The following is a 17803-nucleotide window of genomic DNA, read 5'->3' as shown; positions in this document are numbered from 1 at the left end:
CATGGTTCGAAAAAATCGTAACCAGTCCCTCCTTGTTGTGCCGGGTGTCCATACATGAAACGCGCGTTCCTGCTTTCCGTGCTGCCGCTCCTGGCGCTTACCTCCACCGGAATGGCCGATACCGTCAACGGGCCGCAACGCGACAAGAAGTTCTTCGAGAGCGTGGAAGGCGATTGGGTCGGCCCCGGCGAGATCGTCGCCGGCAAGTACAAGGGCACCAAGTTCAACTGCACCTTCACTGGCGCGACGCCCTCGGGCAAGGTCGGCATGACACTGGACGGTGGCTGCCGCGTCGGCGTTTTCACGCAGAAAATGTCGGCAACCGTCACCCATAACGGCAGCAAAGGCTATCGCGGCACCTTCCTGGACGGCGCTGCCGGCAAGGGCCTCGATATCGTGTCCGGCAATGTCGTGGATGGCCAGAAAGTCGTACTGTCGCTCAACCGCAAGCAGTTGAAAGGCGTCATGCAGGCCCGCATTCCCGATGCGAACACGATGACGGTGACTGTTTCGGTTCGCGTTGACAAGCAGATGGTGCCGGTGATCGGCATGAATTTGAAGCGCGTCGATGGCGGCGCTGTCGGAACCGTAGCCCGCAAATAAAGGGCTCGAAACTGCGCAGCGACAACGGACTACGACAACCCCCGCTTCGGGGGTTTTCCTTGTTGGCTACAACACCTATTTTGCAGACTACCGCCGCTGAGTGCGAACTCGGCGCGACTATACGTGGCCCTGATCGGAATCGAACCGAAACAGGGCGGTGCGTCGATGAATAGTGCTATGGCGTCCGTTGCGCGGTCCAAAGAGGATCCGCGGCGCCATAAAGTCAGGATAACGCGCATGGCGGAAGCGGCTTCGGGCGGCGAACTGGTCCAGGTGGTGGCGCTGCTTGCAGCCGGTGTCATAGCGGTTCCAATATTCAGGCGCGTCGGCCTCGGCTCGATCCTCGGCTACCTGGCGGCGGGACTGGTGATCGGACCGTTCGGCCTCGCCATCTTCTCCGATCCTGCCGCGATCCTGCATGTCGCCGAACTTGGCGTGGTGATGTTCCTGTTCATTATCGGGCTCGAAATGCGCCCGTCGCGCCTGTGGGGTTTGCGGCGCCAGATATTCGGGCTCGGCATTCTACAGGTCGGTATATGCGCGCTGCTGTTGACCAGTATCGGCATCGCGACCGGCTTTCCCGTGGCCGCTTCCTTCGTAGCCGGAGCTGGCTTCGTACTCACCTCCACCGCAATTGTCATGCAACTGCTCGAGGAACGCGGCGAGGCCTCGGCTCCAAACGGCCAGCGCATCATTTCCATTCTGCTCCTGGAAGACCTGGCGATCGTGCCGCTTCTGGCGCTGGTGGCGTTCCTGGCGCCTGGCCACACCGAATCGAGCTGGAGCGAACGCCTGACGGATATCGGCATCGGTCTTGCCGCCATAGTTGGCCTGGTGATTGCCGGACGTTATCTGCTCAACCCGTTGTTTCGCATTCTGGCCGATTCACGTGCCCGCGAAGTGATGACGGCGGCCGCCCTTCTGGTCGTTCTGGGATCGGCGCTTGCCATGCAGCTTAGCGGGCTGTCCATGGCGATGGGTGCATTCCTTGCCGGCGTGCTCCTGTCGGAATCGACCTTTCGCCACCAGCTTGAGGCCGACATAGAGCCGTTTCGCGGCGTGCTGCTCGGGCTCTTCTTTCTCGCGGTCGGCATGTCACTCGACCTCAGCGTCGTGGCTGCCAATTGGCTGACCGTCGCGTTTTACGTGGTCGCCTATATGACAGTGAAAGCGCTTGGCATCTATTTCGTCGCGCGCTTCCTGAAATCGAACCATGCCGAGGCGCTGGAGCGCGCGGTGGTCATGGCGCAGGGCGGCGAATTCGCTTTCGTGCTTTACTCTTCTGCCCTCGCCGTCGGCATAATCGACGGAAACGAAAATGCGATACTGACGGCGATCGTCATCATGTCGATGATGCTCACCCCACTCACCATCATCGGCCTGCGCTATGTGATGCCGCGAGAGGAGCAGACGCTTGACGGCGTCGATGTTGCGGAAGACCTCAACGGCAGCGTACTCATGATCGGCTTTGGCCGCTTCGGCCAGATCGCCAGTCAGCCGCTGCTGTTGCGCGGCATCGACGTTTCCATCATCGACAACGACGTCGAGATGATCCAGGCCGCCGCCAATTTCGGCTTCAAGGTCTATTACGGCGACGGCACCCGCCTCGACATACTTCAAGCGGCAGGCGCCGGCCGCGCACGCGCCGTGCTGATCTGCGTCGACAAGGGCGACGTCGCCGTGCGGATCGCGCAACTGATGCGCGCCGAATATCCCCTGGTCCCGGTTCTCGCGCGTGCCTTTGACCGCGGCATCGCCATGGACCTCATCCAGTCAGAAGTATCGTACCAGATACGCGAAACCTTCGAATCAGCCCTTGTCATCGGCAAAACGACACTGGAAACACTGGGCGTGGATCAGGATGAGGCCGCCGAAGTCATTGAGGACGTGCGCCAGCGCGACGCCGCTCGGCTGGATGCTCAGCTCGCCGGGGGCCTGCAGGCCGGGCGCGGCTTCTTCAAGGGCAACATGCCGGTGCCGGCGCCCTTGACGCCGCCAAGACGCCCCGGCCGCGCCGCCAACGAGGAGACCGCGAGCGCGCTCGAACAATCGGCAAGCAGAGAAGGAGATCGGATTTGATTGAGAAATGCGACGCGCGCGCGGCGGAAATCGTTGCCTTCTGGCGCAATGCCGGCCCGGATCGTTGGTTCACCAAGGACGAGAAATTCGACGCGGAGTTCCGTTCCGGCTTCCTGGAATGGCACCTTTCGGCGGCGCGCCGCGAGCTCGATGAATGGCTCGGCCACCCGGAAAGTGCCCTCGCCCTCATCCTTTTGCTCGATCAGTTTCCCCGCAACTGCTTTCGCGGCACCGCTCACATGTTCGCCACCGACCCGCTGGCGCGCCACTTCGCGCGCCAGGCGATCGCGGCCGGGCACGACAAGGCGGTGGCCCCCGAATTGCGCGTCTTCTTCTACCTACCGCTGGAGCATTCGGAAAATATCAGCGACCAGTACGACTCCGTCGAACTGACCCGATCCTTGCCGGAAGAGTACATGAAGTACGCCATCGAACATCGCGATATCATTCAACGTTTCGGGCGCTTCCCGCATCGCAATCGCGCACTCGGTCGTGAAACGACGGCGGAGGAACAGGCGTTCCTCGATGCGGGCGGCTTCGCCGGCTAGGCCTTCCACCAATCTCGGCCGGAGGGAAGCTTCTCGATTCCGGCGTGATCGATCTCGGCCAGGCGTTCCGATACCGCCTGGCCTCTGACGAAAAGGTCCGGTGCAACCTCATTCAGCGGCACCAGAACGAAAGCGCGATCCAGCATCCGCGGATGCGGCACCTCAAGCCCGCGCTCGTTTACCACGCGGTCTCCGAACACCAGCACATCGATATCGATCAGGCGTGGCCCCCACCGCTCCTGGCGCACACGCTTGAGCGTACGTTCTGCGTGCAGGCATTTATCGAGCAGATCGTGCGGCGACAGGCTGGTCGAAAGCACGGCGACGGCGTTCAGAAAGTCCGGCTGATCGAGTTTGCCCCAGGGTGGAGTGCGATAAAGCGAGGAGACTTTGATAACCGCAATCTGCGCATCCGCATCGAGCATGCGCAGCGCCGCTGCCATTGAGCTTGCCGGATCGCCGAGATTCCCGCCGAGGCTCAAATAGACGCGCTCACCATTGTCTGGGGTCGGATTCACGGTCACGTCGCCGAATTTCCTGCTTCACGCGCCAGGATGGCATCGGCAACCGCGAGCGCATCGGCATTCATCGCGACGTTGTGGACACGAAACAGCTCCGCCCCCTTTAACCGCAAGGCAACACTGGTGGCGGCAGTTGCGGCGTCGCGCGCCTCCGATTCCTTGCCCGACACATAGCCGACGAAACGCTTGCGCGAGGTGCCGATCAGCCACGGGAAACCCAACGCATGAAGCTCGCGGAAACGCGCCATGAGCTGGAGATTTTCCTCTGAATCCTTGGCGAAACCGAAACCTGGATCAAGGACGATCTGTGCCTCTGCAACGCCTGCCTCGCGGGCCAGCAACAGTGATTTTTCGAGGAACCGAAATTGATCGACGATGACGTCCGGGTCTTTCTCGCGCTCACGACCGGTATGCATGATGACCAGTCCCGCGCCGGTCTCGGCGGCTATCTTTCCGATGCCCGGCTCCCGCTGCAGGCCCCAGACGTCGTTGACGATATGGGCGCCGGCGGCAACGGCCAGCCTCGCCGTCTCCTCGCGGTAAGTATCGACGGAAATCAACGTATCGCCAGCCTCGGCCAGCGTCTTGATGATCGGCAGTACGCGTGCCTGCTCTTCTTCCGCGGAAACCGGCGTCGCACCCGGTCGGGTCGACTCGCCGCCGATATCGATGATCGAAGCGCCCTCGGCGATCATTCGCCGCGCCTGCTCGATGGCGCGCTCGGGCGCGTCGAACAGACCGCCATCCGAAAAACTGTCGGGCGTTACGTTGAGAATACCCATGACCAGCGCCTTCGCGCCAAGGTCGAGAAAGCGCCCGTGCGCCAATTGCCATCGTCTGGTCATGGTAGATTGCTCTTGTGATTGCGACTCGGCGCCACCAAAAATCAACACATCCCGCCCAAGATTGTCCAGCCGGAGATTGTCGGTTGCGCTACCTCCTCCAGTAAGGCAAGGCATGGCAAGAGGCTATATGATGAAATCTACCCTGCTTGCCGTCATTTTCATAGGCTGCGCTACCCTGCCCGCCGGTGCTGCCGAGCTGTCGAAGACCTACAGTTATTTTTCCATCGGCGGCAACACACTGGATGAAATCGAAGCCGAGTTGGCCAGGCGTGGCCCGAATGTCAAAAACTCCGGCAAACGCCACCCCGGCGCGACCCAGATGGAGTTTGTGGCGCGGCTTGGCTACAGCGAGGGTGCGGGTTCTTGCCAGATCGTCCAGGCCAATGTGACCGTCAAGGCCAAGATGATCCTGCCGCGGTGGCGACGGCCGGGCAAGGCGAAGCAGGACGTTCGGCTGATCTGGGACACGCTTTCCGCCGACATCAAGCGGCATGAAGAGAGCCATGTCGTCATTGCCAAGAACTATGCCCGGGAGATCGAGCAGACCTTGAAGAAGACGGGACGACAGGCAGACTGCCAGGTGGCCGCCGCCAAGGCGAAGCAGACGACGGCAACGATCCTTGCCAAGCATGACCGCGCGCAACAGCAATTTGACCGCGTGGAAGGCATCAACTTCGAGAGCCGCATCATGCGGCTTCTGAAATATCGGCTGGAACAGATCGATGCTGGGCGGCTGACAAGCCGCTAGCACGCGAGCAGCTATCCTTGACGTTCGGGAACCTGGACGACCAGGCCGTCAAGTTCGTCACGCACCTTTATCTGGCAGGAAAGCCGCGAATTGGGGCGAACGTCGTAGGCGAAATCAAGCATATCCTCTTCCATCGGGGCCGGTTCGCCGACCACGCCGGTCCAGTCCTCGTCGACATAGACATGGCAGGTCGCGCAGGCACAGGCGCCGCCGCATTCCGCTTCGATGCCCGGCACGGCGTTGCGAATGGCATTCTCCATTACGGTCGAACCATTCTCGGCTTCGACGTCGAAACGGTTGCCGTCGAAGGCGACGAAGGTAAGCTTGGTCATCACAGCCCCTGAACGATACACACCGCCGAGATAATCACTCCGCCGTGCAAGTCAACTGCGGCGCAATCGCGCCTCCTTGTGACGCAATCGAGAGAGTTTTTGAAACAGTTCAACGGCTGACGGCTGCGACAAAGTCCCTGACGTCGTCGATGAGAGCAACCATGCGCCTCAGCACGGTTTCGTCCTGGGGCTGCGCCTCGATTTCATCGGCGCAAGCGGCAATCGCGAAAGCGCCCACGCCGCGAGCGGATCCCTTGAGGCTGTGCGCAAGCCGCAGCCGCTCATTCGTGCTCATGCCGAATATCTGATCTCGGGCCTGGAGGACCTGCTGAACGAAAAGGCCAAGCACTTCCAGCTCGAGCGCGCGATCGCCCATCGTCTGCCGTGACAGGTGAGCCAGGTCGATCGGTCGTGCCTGCGCAGCGCCGCAACTCTCGCCGCCGGGCATTGCGAATGCGACCGCGTTTGTGTTTTGGGAAACCATCTCGACCTTCTTCCGGGACACCTGCACGAAATTGTCAGACTGATACAATCATGTGGACAACGCGTTAATGGAGGTGGCGCCTGATCGTCCGCAAAAGCGCCAAATTCGTGGACTTGTTAACCTTATGTTTAAAGTTTTACGCATCGCCCTGGATTCAAGTTTCCTTTACCCGGCTGTGCCACTACGATACGCAAAGTCCATAATCAGCCTCACGTGCGGGCATTTTTTTGCCAGTTTTCTGGCGGCCCGCAATGCTAGTACAGGGTAACGGCGACCATGGCGAAAAAAAGCTCGACGACACGCAATCTCGACAGCGAAGTCGCGCGGGAGCTTGAGGAAGCTCTCGATTTCGACCTCTCGGCGGAAGCCGGCGACCTCGACATCGCCGCCTCCATGGAAGATCTGGAAGCGCAGATTTCGCAGGCTGCCGACGAACTCGCACGCGAAGGTCGCGGCGAAAAGCCCGCAGAGGCGAGCGCTGCCGATACCGTCGCCGAGGCCAAGCCCGCCACTGAGCCCAAACCCGCTACCCCTGCCCCGGCGAACAAGCCTGAGACGAAGTCGGAACTACGGCCGCTTGAGCCGCAACCGGCAAAACCTGGCGGCTTTTCCCCGGCTGCCAGCGGCTTTTCCCCGGCCAATGACGACCAGCAGAAAGACTATCGGGCGCTGCTGAGCGGCATAAACCGCCGCTCGTCCAACGGCATCTACTGGGCTGTCGCCGCTCTTTCCGTTCTGTGGCTGGCAGGCGGTATCCTGCTTGCCAATATGCTGTTTGGGCCGGCGATCGCACAAATCGGCTCGGCCGATCAGATCCTGGCTCACCCCTATCTGATCCTGCTTGGCGTCGCCACCCTCACGCCGATCATCCTTTTCTGGGCTTTCGCGGTGATGATCCGCCGTGCGCAGGACATGCGTCTTGCCGCGCAGTCGATGACCGAGGTCGCGTTCCGTCTGGCAGAGCCTGAAAGTCTCGCCCAGGAGCGCGTCATGCTGGTCGGCCAGGCCGTTCGCCGCGAAGTCGCGGCGATGGGCGAAGGCATTGAGAGGACGCTCGCGCGCGCCGTCGAATTGGAAACGCTGGTTCACACCGAGGTCAACCAGATCGAGCGTTCCTATTCCGAGAACGAGGCTCGCATCCGCTCCCTGGTGGATGGTCTCGGCAGCGAACGCGAAGCGGTGGTCACCCACGCCGAGCGCGTGCGCGCCTCCATCACCGGCGCACATGAAACACTGCGCGACGAGCTGGGCTCGGCCGGCGAGATAATCCGCGAGAACATCCTCAATGCGTCGACCAAGCTGTCGATGACGATCACCAATTCGGGCGACGCGCTGATCGACCGCATCCATGAAAGCGGCTCCTCGATTTTCGATTCGATCGACCAGCGACTGGATACGATCGGCGACCGCATCACCACTTCCGGCGAGGCTTTCGCCAGCCTTCTCGATACGCGCATCGCCAAGCTGACGCAGACCACGGACGACATGACGCGTTCGCTCTCCGACCTTCTGGAGGATCGCACCTCCGGCATGGTTTCGCTGCTCGGCGGTGCGACCCACAAGCTCAATGAGGAGTTCGACGCAAGCCTGAAGGGCATCGAACGGACATTGGCGGAGCGGGGCCAGAGCCTGATCAGCGAGTTCCAGACCCGAGCCGAGGCGCTCGACACGGGCACGCAGAAGCTCAACGCCGCCCTGGAGGCGCGTGCGCGCCAGATCAACGAAACGCTGGTCGAGCGCACCCGCGAAATCGCCACGACATTCACTGACGGCCACAACAGCCTCTCGACCATGATCGAGGATGGTCGCGCCAAGATCGGCGCGGAGATGGACAACATCATCCTGTCCACCTCAACCATGCTCGAGGGACGCGCCAGCGATTTTGCCGGTAGGCTTGAATCCGCCCGCGATGCAGTCTCCCGCGCCTTCGAGGAGGATATCCAGAAACTCACCGATGCACGTCAGGGCATCGACGAAGCCGTCGGCGCACATGCGCAGAAATTTGCCGAAACCGGCGAGCGGATAGCCGCAACGCTGCAGGCCGACCTCGCCAAGTTCGAGGAAAGCCGCGCGGGAATCGACGAGGCCGTCAGCCTGCAGGTGCTGAAGCTCGCCGAAGGCCGGACGCTGATTTCGCAGGCACTCGACGAGGATCTGCGCAAGATCAATGAATCGCGCGCGACGATCGACGCCTCCCTCGGAGACCATCTGGAGCGGCTGGCCGAGGGCCGCGCGGGGCTGGCCCGCGCGCTTGACGAAGACTCCCAGAAGCTCATCCAGACTCGTGTTCATATTGATGAAATGGTCGCGAGCCATGTCGGCAAACTCGCTGAAGGACGCAACATCCTCAGCCGCGCCTTGGAAGCCGATCTCGGCAAGCTTGCCGAGAGCCGCAGCGCCGTGGATGATCTGGTGGCAAGTCAGGTCGAGAAACTGGCGGAAGGCCGCGATGTGCTTTCGCGCGCTTTGGCAGCCGATTTGAGCAAGATCGACGCGCGCCGCGCGGATATCGACGGGCTCATCGACGGGCAGATCGAGAAGCTCGATCAGGGCCGCGACCGGCTGACGCGCGCGCTGGAGGACGATCTCGCCAAGCTTGCTGAAAGCCGCAGCAATATCGACAATCTGGTGGCAAGCCAGGTCGAGAAGCTCGCCGAAGGCCGTGATCTGCTTTCACGCGCCTTGGCGGAGGACCTGAACAAGATCGAGGACAGCCGTTCCAGCATCGACACACTGGTCGATGGCCAGATCGAAAAGCTCGATCAGGGCCGCGAGCGCCTGACGCGCGCCTTGGAAGACGATCTTGCCAAACTGGCGCAGAGCCGTGCGAGCATCGACGGTCTCGTCGCCGGCCAGGTCGAAAAGCTGGCCGAAGGGCGCGACATCCTCAAGCGGGCCTTGGAAGCCGATCTCACCAAGCTTGCCGAAGCCCGCGCTGGCATCGACGGCGTCGTTGTCGATCATGTCGAGAAGCTGGCGCAGGGCCGCGATGTGCTGTCGCGCGCGCTCGAAGCCGACATGGCGAACATCGAAAACCTCATCGCCGCGCAGGCCGAGAAGCTCGTCGAAGGCCGCAAAGCGCTGTCAAATGCCTTGGAAGCGGATGTCTCCAGCCTCGAAGGCCTCGTGGCCGGCCAGGCGCAGAAGCTCGGCGAAGGCCGCAATGTGCTCACCCAGGCGCTGGAAGCCGACATCGCCAACATCGAGAATCTGATCGCCAGCCAGAACGAGCGATTGGCCGAAGGTCGCGCCATGCTGGCGCGGACGCTCGAGGAAGATTTGCAGAAACTGGCCGAAAGCCGCTCCGGTATCGACGGTCTCGTCGCTGGTCAGGTCGAAAAGCTGGCCGAGGGCCGCGATATCCTCCGGCGGGCGCTCGAAGCCGACCTGCAGAAGCTTTCCGACACCCGTGCCGGCATCGACGACCTCGTCGCAGCGCAGGTCGACAAGATTGCCGAAGGTCGCAACGTGCTTTCGCAGGCTCTCGCCGCCGATCTGCAGAAGGTCACCGACAGTCGCTCCGAGGTCGACAAGATCGTTGCCGCTCATATCGGCAAAATTGCCGAGGGCCGCGATATGCTGTCGCGCGCGCTCGACGAGGACCTGGGCAAACTCGCCGAAACCCGCCGCGAGATCGACGAAGCCGTTTCCGGCCACATCGAAGCGATTGCCGGCAAGCGTTCCGACATTACCGAGGCGCTTGCAGCCGACGTTGCCAAGATCGAAGAGACTTTCCGTCACCAGACCGGCGTCATCGAAGAGCGCACCGGCACGATGGAACGAGCACTGTCGACCGGCGTCGACAATGTCCGCCTCGTGCTCGAAAAGAGCGCGGTGTTCGTGGCCGGCGCATTGCGCGAGAAGGTGCTGGAAGTCACCGCCGCCCTCAACGAGGAAGCAGGCCGCGCCTTCACCGATGCCGACCGCCGGATCGCCGAGCGTGCCGAACAGACCTCGGCGGCGCTTCTTGCGCGCGCCGGCGACATCACTCGTGCCTTCGAGGAAGCCGACAGCCGACTGGCAGGCCGTGCTGAGGAGACCTCAGGTGCGCTGATTGCCCGCGCCGAGGAGACGGCCGAGACGCTCGCCGCGCGCGCCGGCGAGATCGCCCGCACCTTCGACGACGCCGATCAGAAACTCGTTGCAAGGGCAGTGGAAACAGCCAATTCGCTGGCAGAGCGTGCCGGCGACATCTTGCGCAACTTCGACACCGCAGACGAACGCCTCAGCTTGCGGATCAGCGAATCTGCTGATGCGCTCGCCGCGCGTGCTGCCGAGCTTGGCCGCATCTTCGATGCCGCCGACCAGCAATTCGTCTCGCGCATTGCCGATGGCGCAACCACGCTGGGCTCGCGCGCCGTCGAGATCGTGCGCAATTTCGAGGCAGCCGATGAACGGCTCGCCGCCCGTGTCGGCGAAACGGCTGATGCACTGGCCGGACGCGCCGCGGAGATCGTGCGTCATTTCGAAGTGGCTGACGAACGGCTCGCCGCCCGTGTCGACGAAACGGCTGGTGCGCTGGCTGGACGCGCCGCAGAGATCGTGCGTCATTTCGAGGTGGCCGACGAACGGCTCACCGCACGCGTTAGCGAAACGGCCGATACGCTCAGCGGGCGCGCCGCCGAAATCGGCCGTGTCTTCGAAAGCGTGGACGAGCGTGTCGCCGCACGCGCTCAACAGACCGCAAGCGAACTGGAACAGCGCGCCCGCACCATCGAGGAGACGCTTGCCGGCGCCGACCAGCGTTTGGCGGCGGGTGTCGACGCTGTCGCCACGCGCGTCGACGAGCATGTCACCAACGCTGAAAATCGACTCGCGGCAAGCGCCGACACCGTCGGTCAGAAGCTGCAGGAGCAGATTTCGCAGGCCGAGGCGCAGCTTGTGTCGCGGGCCAACGTCATTTCCGAAACCTTCACCGCTGTTGGCCAGCATATCGGCCAAAGCACCAACGAGGCTGCCCGCACCATTGGCGCGAATACGCGCGAACTCAATGCGATGCTGGCGGAACGTTCGAGCGAGATCACCAGAATTCTCGACGAGACGGCGCGCCCGTTGGTGGAGCGCTTCTCCGAAAGCGGAAACGAGCTGCAGAAAAACCTCGAACAGGCGACCGAACGGGCAGCCGAACGACTGCGCTCGGAAAATGCCGCTCTGGTCAACGCGCTGGCGACACGCACGGCAGAAACATTGTCGGCGGTCGAGGGCGCGCGCAATACCCTTGCCGAGAGTGTCAGCGAACTCATCGGCGGCCTTGGCGCCTCCAGTTCGAAGCTCAACGAGCTTATCGAGAAGGCGGCGGCAAACCTGGCCAATGTCGATGATCGCCTGACCGGCAGCACCCAGAGCTTTGCGGCGACCACCGAAAAGGCCGCCCAGACCTTCGCAAGCTCGGCGCGGCTCGTCGATTCCAACACGACACGTCTGACCGAACTGTCGTCGAACACGCTGAAGGAAGTGGCTTCCATCGCCAGCCGTTTCGACGAGCACAGCCGGCTGCTTTCGAGCGCATCCGAACTGCTCGGCTCGGCGCAGAGCAATCTGGAACATACGCTCGAACGCCAGTCCTCGCTGGAGGACCTTGCTGTCGGACTGGTCAAGAAGTCCGAGGATCTGGAACGCATCATGCGTTCGTTTGAAGACCTCGTCGGCAAGGCTCTCGACAAGGCCGAAGACCGTACCATGGCTTCGACGGACAAGATCCGCACGGCTATTGCCGAGGTCGTGGAAGCCGCCACCAAGCGGTTTGCCGATGCGACGGAAGACATGCGGCGTACCGCCAGTTCCATCAAGACCGAGCTCGACGACACGCGCGCCGAGTTGAAGAAGGGCGTGCTGGACATGCCCGAGGAAGCCAAGCAGTCGACCAAGGCCATGCGCCGGGCGGTTACCGAGCAAATCAATGCGCTGAAGGAACTGTCGGATATTGTTGCCAAATCCGGCCGCACGATCGATGTGTCGGAACGTTCGGCGCAGCCGCAGTCCCGTTCGGCCGCACCGCAGCCGCAACCGGCGGAACGCCGTGGACCGGCGACAGGCGCCGCACTGCGCGGCACGCTGGGTACGGAACCGGCATCTCGCCCCGCAGCCCAGGCGGGCGGCTGGGTGCGCGACCTGCTCACCGGAGCGTCGCGGGATGAAAGCGCGCAGCAGGCCGCCGTTGCCGAGACCCCTCGTCGGCCCGCCTCGAACACACGGTCGCCCGCTCACGTGGTCGAGTCGCTGAACTCACTGTCGGTCGACATTGCCCGCGCCATCGATCACGAAGCCTCGATCGAGCTGTGGGATCGCTATCGCCGCGGCGAGCGCGATGTGTTCACCCGCCGCTTGTACACCCTCAAGGGCCAGCAGACTTTCGACGAAATCCGCCGCAAATATCAGTCGGATGGCGAATTCCATGCCGCCGTCGACCGCTACTGCGATGATTTCGAGACGCTGCTGAAAGATATCTCGCGCACCGACCACGACAATGTCATGTCCCGGACCTATCTGGCGTCCGATACCGGCAAGGTCTACACGATGCTCGCCCATGCAAGCGGGCGCCTGAGGTAAGCGCAGCCAGGAGAAATAAGAAAGGCGGGGGCTTCCCCGCCTTTTTTGTGCGCTCAACCCGCAAGGGCAGAATGAAGCCTGCCCACAGGCGGTAGGCTACTGCTGCAACCCGCTCCCCTCAAGCGGAGCCGGCCAGCGCCTTCCGGAACTATCCAGAGTTTCCCTGCCCAGGCTGGAACCACTTGTGCGCGACTGGAATCGTGTTGCTTCCGACATTCCGTACTTCCCGGCCTGCGAACGGCTTAACTGAAGAACGATCCCGCCGCGCCTGGATTCATCAAACAAAAAGGGCGCCGCAGGCGCCCTTCTCGTGTCGAACTTCGTGAGAGCTCGTCAAACTTACTGCGGGAGCTTGTCGTCGACGCCCTTCACGTAGAAATTCATGCTAAGCACCGTGGCGTTGTCGGCAACCTCGCCCGGCTTCAGCCATTCCGTTCCATCCTGCTTGGTGATCGGCCCGGTGAACGGGTTGAAATCGCCGGACTTGATCTTGGCCTCCGTTTCCTCGGCCAGCTTTTTCACATCGTCAGGCATGTTGGTGTAAGGCGCCATTACGACGTGGCCTTCCTTCATGCCACCCCAGACGTCCTGTTGCTTCCAGCTACCGTCGATCACCGCCTGAATGCGGCTGATGTAGTACGGGCCCCAATCGTCGACGATGGAGGTCAATTGCGTCTCGGGACCGAACTTGATCATGTCCGACGCCTGGCCGAATGCCTTGATGCCTCGTTCTGTGGCAACCTGCATCGGAGCGGTGGAGTCAGTATGCTGGGTGATGATATCCACGCCCTGGTCCACCAGTGCCTTGGCCGCGTCTGCCTCCTTGCCGGCGTCGAACCAGGTATTGGCCCACACCACCTTGACCTTGAAATCCGGATTGACCGTCTGCGCGCCCAGCACGAAGGCATTGATGCCCATCACCACTTCCGGGATCGGGAAGGAGGCGATATAGCCGGCAACGCCTGCCTTGGACATCTTGGCCGCAATCACACCCTGCACGTAGCGGCCCTCGTGGAACTTGGAGTTATAGGTCGAGACGTTCGGATGATCGCGCTTGTAGCCGGTGGCGTGCTCGAACTTGACGTCCGGGAACTTGCCCGCGACCTTGTTGATGGCATCCATGAAGCCGAAGGACGTACCGAAGATGATGTTGCAGCCCGAGCGAGCGAAGCGCTCGACGGCGCGCTCGGCATCGGCGCCTTCCGGCACGCTTTCCAGATAAGCCGTCTCGACTTCGTCGCCGAACTTCTTCTGAACGTCGAGAACCCCCTGGTGATGCTGGTAGGAGTAGCCGAAGTCACCAATCGGGCCGACATAGATCCAACAGGCCTTGACCTTTGCCTCGGCGCCCATGGTGCCGAACGACAGCGCGGCAGCAGCCGCTGCAATCGACAAAATGGTCTTCTTCATTTCGTGGTGTCCTTTTCCCAAGTTATGGGGGCTTATCCAGTGTTCTTACTGTCAGCGATCAGGCACAAACGGCTGCCCCAGAGATGCCGGTGTGTTCATCATTGTCAGTCGCCTGTTCCGCGAGATTAGAACAAGAACCACGATAGTTGCCAGATAGGGAAGCGAAGAAAGTAGCTGCGAAGGTATGCCGAAGCCGAACGCCTGTGCGTGGAGCTGACCGATCGTCACGCCACCGAACAGATAGGCGCCGGCAAGCACCCGCCACGGCCGCCAGGAAGCGAAGACGACGAGCGCGAGCGCGATCCAGCCGCGCCCGGCGGTCATGTTCTCCACCCATTGCGGCGTATAGACCAGCGACAGATAGGCGCCGGCAAGCCCGGCGCAGGCACCGCCGAAGACGACTGCCGCATAGCGGATGAGGATGACGCGGATGCCGAGCGCGTGCGCCGAGCCGTGGCTGTCGCCGACCGAACGCAGCGTCAGGCCGGCTCGCGTGCGGAAAAGGAACCAGGCAACGCCCGCGGTAAGCAGAATCGAGACATAGAAGAGCGGATCCTGCCCGAAGATCAGACGGCCAATCAATGGCAGGTCGGTCAGGTATGGAATGTCGAGGTTGCCGAGCTTCACGCCAGGAAGTCCGACGAAGCTCTCGCCCAGCATCCCGGACGTGCCGAGCCCGAGAAGGGTCAGCGCCAGGCCCGTCGCCACCTGGTTGGTGACCAGCGTCAGCGTCAGGAAGGCAAACAGCAGCGAAAACACGGCGCCGACCGCAATGGCGGCGAATACGCCGAGCCATGGCGACCCGGTGGTCAGCGCGACACCGAACCCGGTCACCGCGCCCATGACCATCATGCCCTCGACGCCGAGATTGAGCACGCCCGAGCGCTCGGCCACAAGTTCGCCGATCGAGGCGATCAAAAGCGGCGTGGCCGCCGTCGCGATGGTGAGGAGGATAGATTCAAGCATTCCCATGGGACGTCTCCCCTATTACTGCGGGACGCCCCGCTACGAGACGAATGCGATAGTGGATGAGTGTGTCGCAGGCGAGCACGAAGAACAGGATCATGCCCTGGAACGCCCGCACGACCTTGTCCGACACGCCGACGGAAATCTGCGCCGCCTCGCCGCCGAGATAGGTCAGCGCCAGTATCATGCCGGCGGCAATGATGCCGAGCGGATTAAGCCGTCCCAGAAAGGCAACGATGATCGCGGTAAAGCCGTATCCGGGCGAGATTGCGGGGCGAAGCTGCCCTATTGCTCCCGAAACTTCGGAGATGCCGGCGAGCCCGGCAAGCCCGCCCGATACCAGGAAGGCGAACATGATCATGTTTCCGCGAAAGAACCCGGCAAAGCGGCCAGCGCGCGGGCTCTGGCCCATGATCTTGACTTCGAAGCCCTTCAAGGTGCGCGACAGAAGGAACCACAGGCCGAGCGCCGCCAAGATGGCGAAGACGAATCCCCAATGGGCGCGCCCGGAGCTCGACCAGATTTCCGGCAGGATGGCGTATTCATGAAAGCTGCGCGTTTCCGGGAAATTCATGCCTTGCGGGTTACGCCAGGGCCCGCGCACCAGCCAGTCGAGGAATAGCTGCGCCACGTAGACCAGCATCAGGCTGGTCAGGATTTCGTTGGTGTTGAATTTGACCTTGAGATAGCCGGGAATTGCCGCATAAGCGGCGCCGCCGGCAATACCCATCATGATCATCAGCGGCAGCACATACCAGGTCTGGAAGCCGGGCAGCATCACCGGCAGTACCGACCCGGCGATCGCTCCCATGATGAACTGGCCTTCGGCGCCGATATTCCAGTTGTTGGACAGAAAACAGACGGAGAGCCCCACCGCGATCAGGATCAGCGGAGCAGCCTTGATGGCGAGTTCGTGCAGGGACCAGACCTCGCGTAGCGGGTCGATGAAATAATAGTAGAGCGTGGATACCGGATTCTTTCCGATGACGGCAAACAGCACCGCACCGGCAAGGACCGTGAGGATCAGTGCCAGGAATGGTGAGATCGCACTGAACAGCGCCGAGCGCTGCGGCCGTTTGATAAGTTCGACACGCATCACGCTCTCCCCCCGGCCACGGACGCCAATGCCGGTTGCTCGGCTGCCGGCGCCGAGGTGTCGGCTCCGCCCATCAGCAAGCCGATCTGTTCGCGGGTGGCTTCGGCGGCCGGTATCGGGGCGGAGAGTTCGCCATTGTGCATGACGGCGATGGCATCGGAAATTTCGAACAATTCGTCCAGATCCTGGCTGATAACGAGAACCGCCGAGCCGCTGCGCGCCAGTTCGATCAGCGCCTGCCGGATATGCGCGGCGGCGCCTGCGTCCACACCCCATGTCGGCTGGTTGACCACCATAACCGAAGGCCGGCGGTCGAGCTCGCGGCCGATGATGAACTTCTGCAGATTGCCGCCCGAAAGCGAAGCCGCCTCCGGATCGGGTGCGCTCTTGCGGACGTCCATGATCTTGATGATCCGTTGCGCCGCGGCTGCGATCACCGAGGTGCGCACCACGCCGCCCGAGCCCAGATAAGCCTTGCGGTCGGTCGCGTGACGCGACAGGAGCAGGTTCTCCGAAAGCGTCATGTTCGGCGCAGCCCCATGGCCAAGGCGCTCCTCGGGCACGAAGGCGGCACCGAGCAGCCGCCTGCCGGTTATGGACAGGCGCCCGGCGTTCTGACCGCGGATTCGCACCACATCAGCACTGGCCTGCTGGGCCTCGCCGGACAGGGCCTCGAACAACTCGCCCTGGCCGTTGCCGGCGACCCCCGCGATACCGAGTATTTCACCGCCCTTGACGTTCAGCCAGATGTTCTTGAGTGGCGTGGAGAACGGCCCGGCCGGCTTGCGGCTCAGCCCGCACACGCTGAGCAATTCCGCCGCGCCCTCGAGCGAAACCGGAGTGCGCGTCGCGGTTTTCACCTCGCTGCCGACCATCATGCGCGCAAGCGACGAGGCGGTTTCTTCACGCGGATCGCAATGCCCGACCACCTTGCCGTGACGCAGCACGGTGGCGCGGCTGCACATGCGCTTGACCTCTTCCAGCCGGTGCGAAATGTAAAGGATCGATTTGCCTTCCGAACGCAGACGCTCCAGGGTCTCGAAAAGCTTGTCCGCCTCCTGAGGCGTGAGCACCGACGTCGGCTCATCGAGAATGATGAGCTCGGGCGTCTGAAGCAGGCAGCGGATGATCTCGATGCGTTGGCGCTCGCCGACCGAAAGGTCTCCCACCAGGGAATAGGGGTCGAGCGGCAGGCCGTAGCTGTAGGCCAGCGCCTTGGCCTTGGCCGCGATCGTGGCGATGGGCGTGTCGTCATCCAGCGAGAGCGCGATGTTTTCGGCGGCTGTCAGCGCGTCGAACAGCGAGAAATGCTGGAACACCATGCCGATGCCGAGCTTTCGCGCGACATGCGGATTTGCAATCCGCACCGGCTGACCGTCCCATCTTATCTCGCCCGAGTTCGGCTGCAGCGAACCGAACAGCATCTTGACGAGGGTGGACTTGCCCGCGCCGTTCTCGCCCAGAAGCGCGTGTATCTCGCCCTTGCCGACGGTGAGATCAACGCCATCGCAGGCCTTGAGCGTGCCAAAGATTTTCGTGAGGCCGCGCACCTCTAACAAGCATGCGGACTCGCCACTGTGATTTTCGCTCACAGCTCCTCCCGTACCGATCTGGTCGTGTCA

At 62.4% G+C, this 17803-nt stretch carries 13 protein-coding genes; 5 read left to right on the top strand and 8 right to left on the bottom strand.

All coding sequences use genetic code 11. The features are described 5' to 3' along the window. Window positions 1–54 precede the first annotated feature (54 nt). The 3 genes from ACLKMW_RS04020 to ACLKMW_RS04010 all read left to right on the top strand — a co-directional run bounded on the left by ACLKMW_RS04020 (window position 55) and on the right by ACLKMW_RS04010 (window position 3230). Window positions 55–603: a hypothetical protein gene (locus tag ACLKMW_RS04020; RefSeq protein ID WP_415723082.1), complete on the top strand. Its 549-nt coding sequence runs from the start codon at window positions 55–57 to the stop codon at window positions 601–603. Between the two features lie 237 nt (window positions 604–840). Further along, a complete protein-coding gene (locus ACLKMW_RS04015; RefSeq protein WP_415723081.1) occupies window positions 841–2682 on the top strand; it encodes a monovalent cation:proton antiporter-2 (CPA2) family protein in 1842 nt (613 codons plus the stop codon). Beyond that, window positions 2682–3230, top strand: a complete 549-nt coding sequence (locus ACLKMW_RS04010) for a DUF924 family protein (protein WP_415723192.1) — start codon at window positions 2682–2684, stop codon at window positions 3228–3230. The genes ACLKMW_RS04015 and ACLKMW_RS04010 overlap by 1 nt, the downstream gene beginning before the upstream one ends. Here the strand turns inward: ACLKMW_RS04010 and folK are convergent. After that, window positions 3227–3754, bottom strand: coding sequence for a 2-amino-4-hydroxy-6-hydroxymethyldihydropteridine diphosphokinase (gene folK, locus ACLKMW_RS04005; protein WP_415723080.1), 528 nt, complete (start codon window positions 3752–3754; stop codon window positions 3227–3229). The genes ACLKMW_RS04010 and folK overlap by 4 nt on opposite strands. Continuing rightward, the gene (gene folP, locus ACLKMW_RS04000; protein WP_415723079.1) at window positions 3751–4596 is read right to left on the bottom strand and encodes a dihydropteroate synthase; all 846 of its coding nucleotides are present in this window, start codon (window positions 4594–4596) and stop codon (window positions 3751–3753) included. Before folP ends, folK begins: the two co-directional genes overlap by 4 nt. A gap of 127 nt (window positions 4597–4723) precedes the next feature. Between folP and ACLKMW_RS03995 the strand changes: the two genes are divergently transcribed. Next, entirely contained in the window at window positions 4724–5344 is a 621-nt protein-coding gene (locus ACLKMW_RS03995; protein ID WP_415723078.1) for a DUF922 domain-containing Zn-dependent protease, read from the top strand. Between the two features lie 11 nt (window positions 5345–5355). Here ACLKMW_RS03995 and ACLKMW_RS03990 read toward each other — a convergent pair whose 3' ends face one another. Both ACLKMW_RS03990 and ACLKMW_RS03985 read right to left on the bottom strand, forming a co-directional pair. Next, a complete protein-coding gene (locus ACLKMW_RS03990; RefSeq protein WP_415723077.1) occupies window positions 5356–5676 on the bottom strand; it encodes a 2Fe-2S iron-sulfur cluster-binding protein in 321 nt (106 codons plus the stop codon). 109 nt (window positions 5677–5785) lie between these two features. Then, on the bottom strand, window positions 5786–6160 hold the full coding sequence (locus ACLKMW_RS03985) for an Hpt domain-containing protein (RefSeq protein WP_415723076.1): 375 nt from the start codon (window positions 6158–6160) through the stop codon (window positions 5786–5788). Window positions 6161–6436: 276 nt separating this feature from the next. Between ACLKMW_RS03985 and ACLKMW_RS03980 the strand changes: the two genes are divergently transcribed. Continuing rightward, complete coding sequence (locus tag ACLKMW_RS03980) at window positions 6437–12709, top strand: kinesin (RefSeq protein ID WP_415723075.1); 6273 nt, start codon at window positions 6437–6439, stop codon at window positions 12707–12709. A gap of 339 nt (window positions 12710–13048) precedes the next feature. On the opposite strand, the gene ACLKMW_RS03975 is transcribed toward ACLKMW_RS03980, so the two are convergent. Genes ACLKMW_RS03975 through ACLKMW_RS03960 form a run of 4 tightly spaced genes read right to left on the bottom strand, consistent with a single transcriptional unit; the run spans window position 13049 to window position 17773 of the window. Next, window positions 13049–14119 (bottom strand): BMP family ABC transporter substrate-binding protein, encoded by a 1071-nt coding sequence (locus ACLKMW_RS03975; RefSeq protein ID WP_415723073.1) that lies wholly within the window; start codon window positions 14117–14119, stop codon window positions 13049–13051. Between the two features lie 51 nt (window positions 14120–14170). After that, window positions 14171–15085 carry an ABC transporter permease gene (locus tag ACLKMW_RS03970; protein WP_415723191.1) on the bottom strand — a complete coding sequence of 305 codons (915 nt, stop codon included), beginning with the start codon at window positions 15083–15085 and terminating at the stop codon, window positions 14171–14173. After that, window positions 15078–16181 carry an ABC transporter permease gene (locus tag ACLKMW_RS03965; RefSeq protein ID WP_415723072.1) on the bottom strand — a complete coding sequence of 368 codons (1104 nt, stop codon included), beginning with the start codon at window positions 16179–16181 and terminating at the stop codon, window positions 15078–15080. Before ACLKMW_RS03965 ends, ACLKMW_RS03970 begins: the two co-directional genes overlap by 8 nt. Further along, window positions 16181–17773, bottom strand: coding sequence for an ABC transporter ATP-binding protein (locus ACLKMW_RS03960; protein ID WP_415723071.1), 1593 nt, complete (start codon window positions 17771–17773; stop codon window positions 16181–16183). Before ACLKMW_RS03960 ends, ACLKMW_RS03965 begins: the two co-directional genes overlap by 1 nt. Between the last annotated feature and the right edge of the window lie 30 nt (window positions 17774–17803).

The organism is Borborobacter xinjiangensis (assembly GCF_047739745.1).
Lineage (GTDB): Bacteria > Pseudomonadota > Alphaproteobacteria > Rhizobiales > Rhizobiaceae > Pseudaminobacter.
The sequence above is the reverse complement of the archived record's forward strand: the minus strand, read 5'-3'. Positions and strand labels throughout refer to the sequence as shown.

Coding starts and splice junctions, on each gene's coding strand:
- ACLKMW_RS03995 (WP_415723078.1), top strand. CDS start 4,724: ATGATGAAATCTACCCTGCTTGCCGTCATTTTCATAGGCTGCGCTACC.
- ACLKMW_RS03975 (WP_415723073.1), bottom strand. CDS start 14,119: ATGAAGAAGACCATTTTGTCGATTGCAGCGGCTGCTGCCGCGCTGTCG.
- ACLKMW_RS03965 (WP_415723072.1), bottom strand. CDS start 16,181: ATGCGTGTCGAACTTATCAAACGGCCGCAGCGCTCGGCGCTGTTCAGT.
- ACLKMW_RS04020 (WP_415723082.1), top strand. CDS start 55: ATGAAACGCGCGTTCCTGCTTTCCGTGCTGCCGCTCCTGGCGCTTACC.
- ACLKMW_RS03980 (WP_415723075.1), top strand. CDS start 6,437: ATGGCGAAAAAAAGCTCGACGACACGCAATCTCGACAGCGAAGTCGCG.
- folP (WP_415723079.1), bottom strand. CDS start 4,596: ATGACCAGACGATGGCAATTGGCGCACGGGCGCTTTCTCGACCTTGGC.
- ACLKMW_RS04015 (WP_415723081.1), top strand. CDS start 841: ATGGCGGAAGCGGCTTCGGGCGGCGAACTGGTCCAGGTGGTGGCGCTG.
- ACLKMW_RS03985 (WP_415723076.1), bottom strand. CDS start 6,160: ATGGTTTCCCAAAACACAAACGCGGTCGCATTCGCAATGCCCGGCGGC.
- ACLKMW_RS03990 (WP_415723077.1), bottom strand. CDS start 5,676: ATGACCAAGCTTACCTTCGTCGCCTTCGACGGCAACCGTTTCGACGTC.
- ACLKMW_RS03970 (WP_415723191.1), bottom strand. CDS start 15,085: ATGCTTGAATCTATCCTCCTCACCATCGCGACGGCGGCCACGCCGCTT.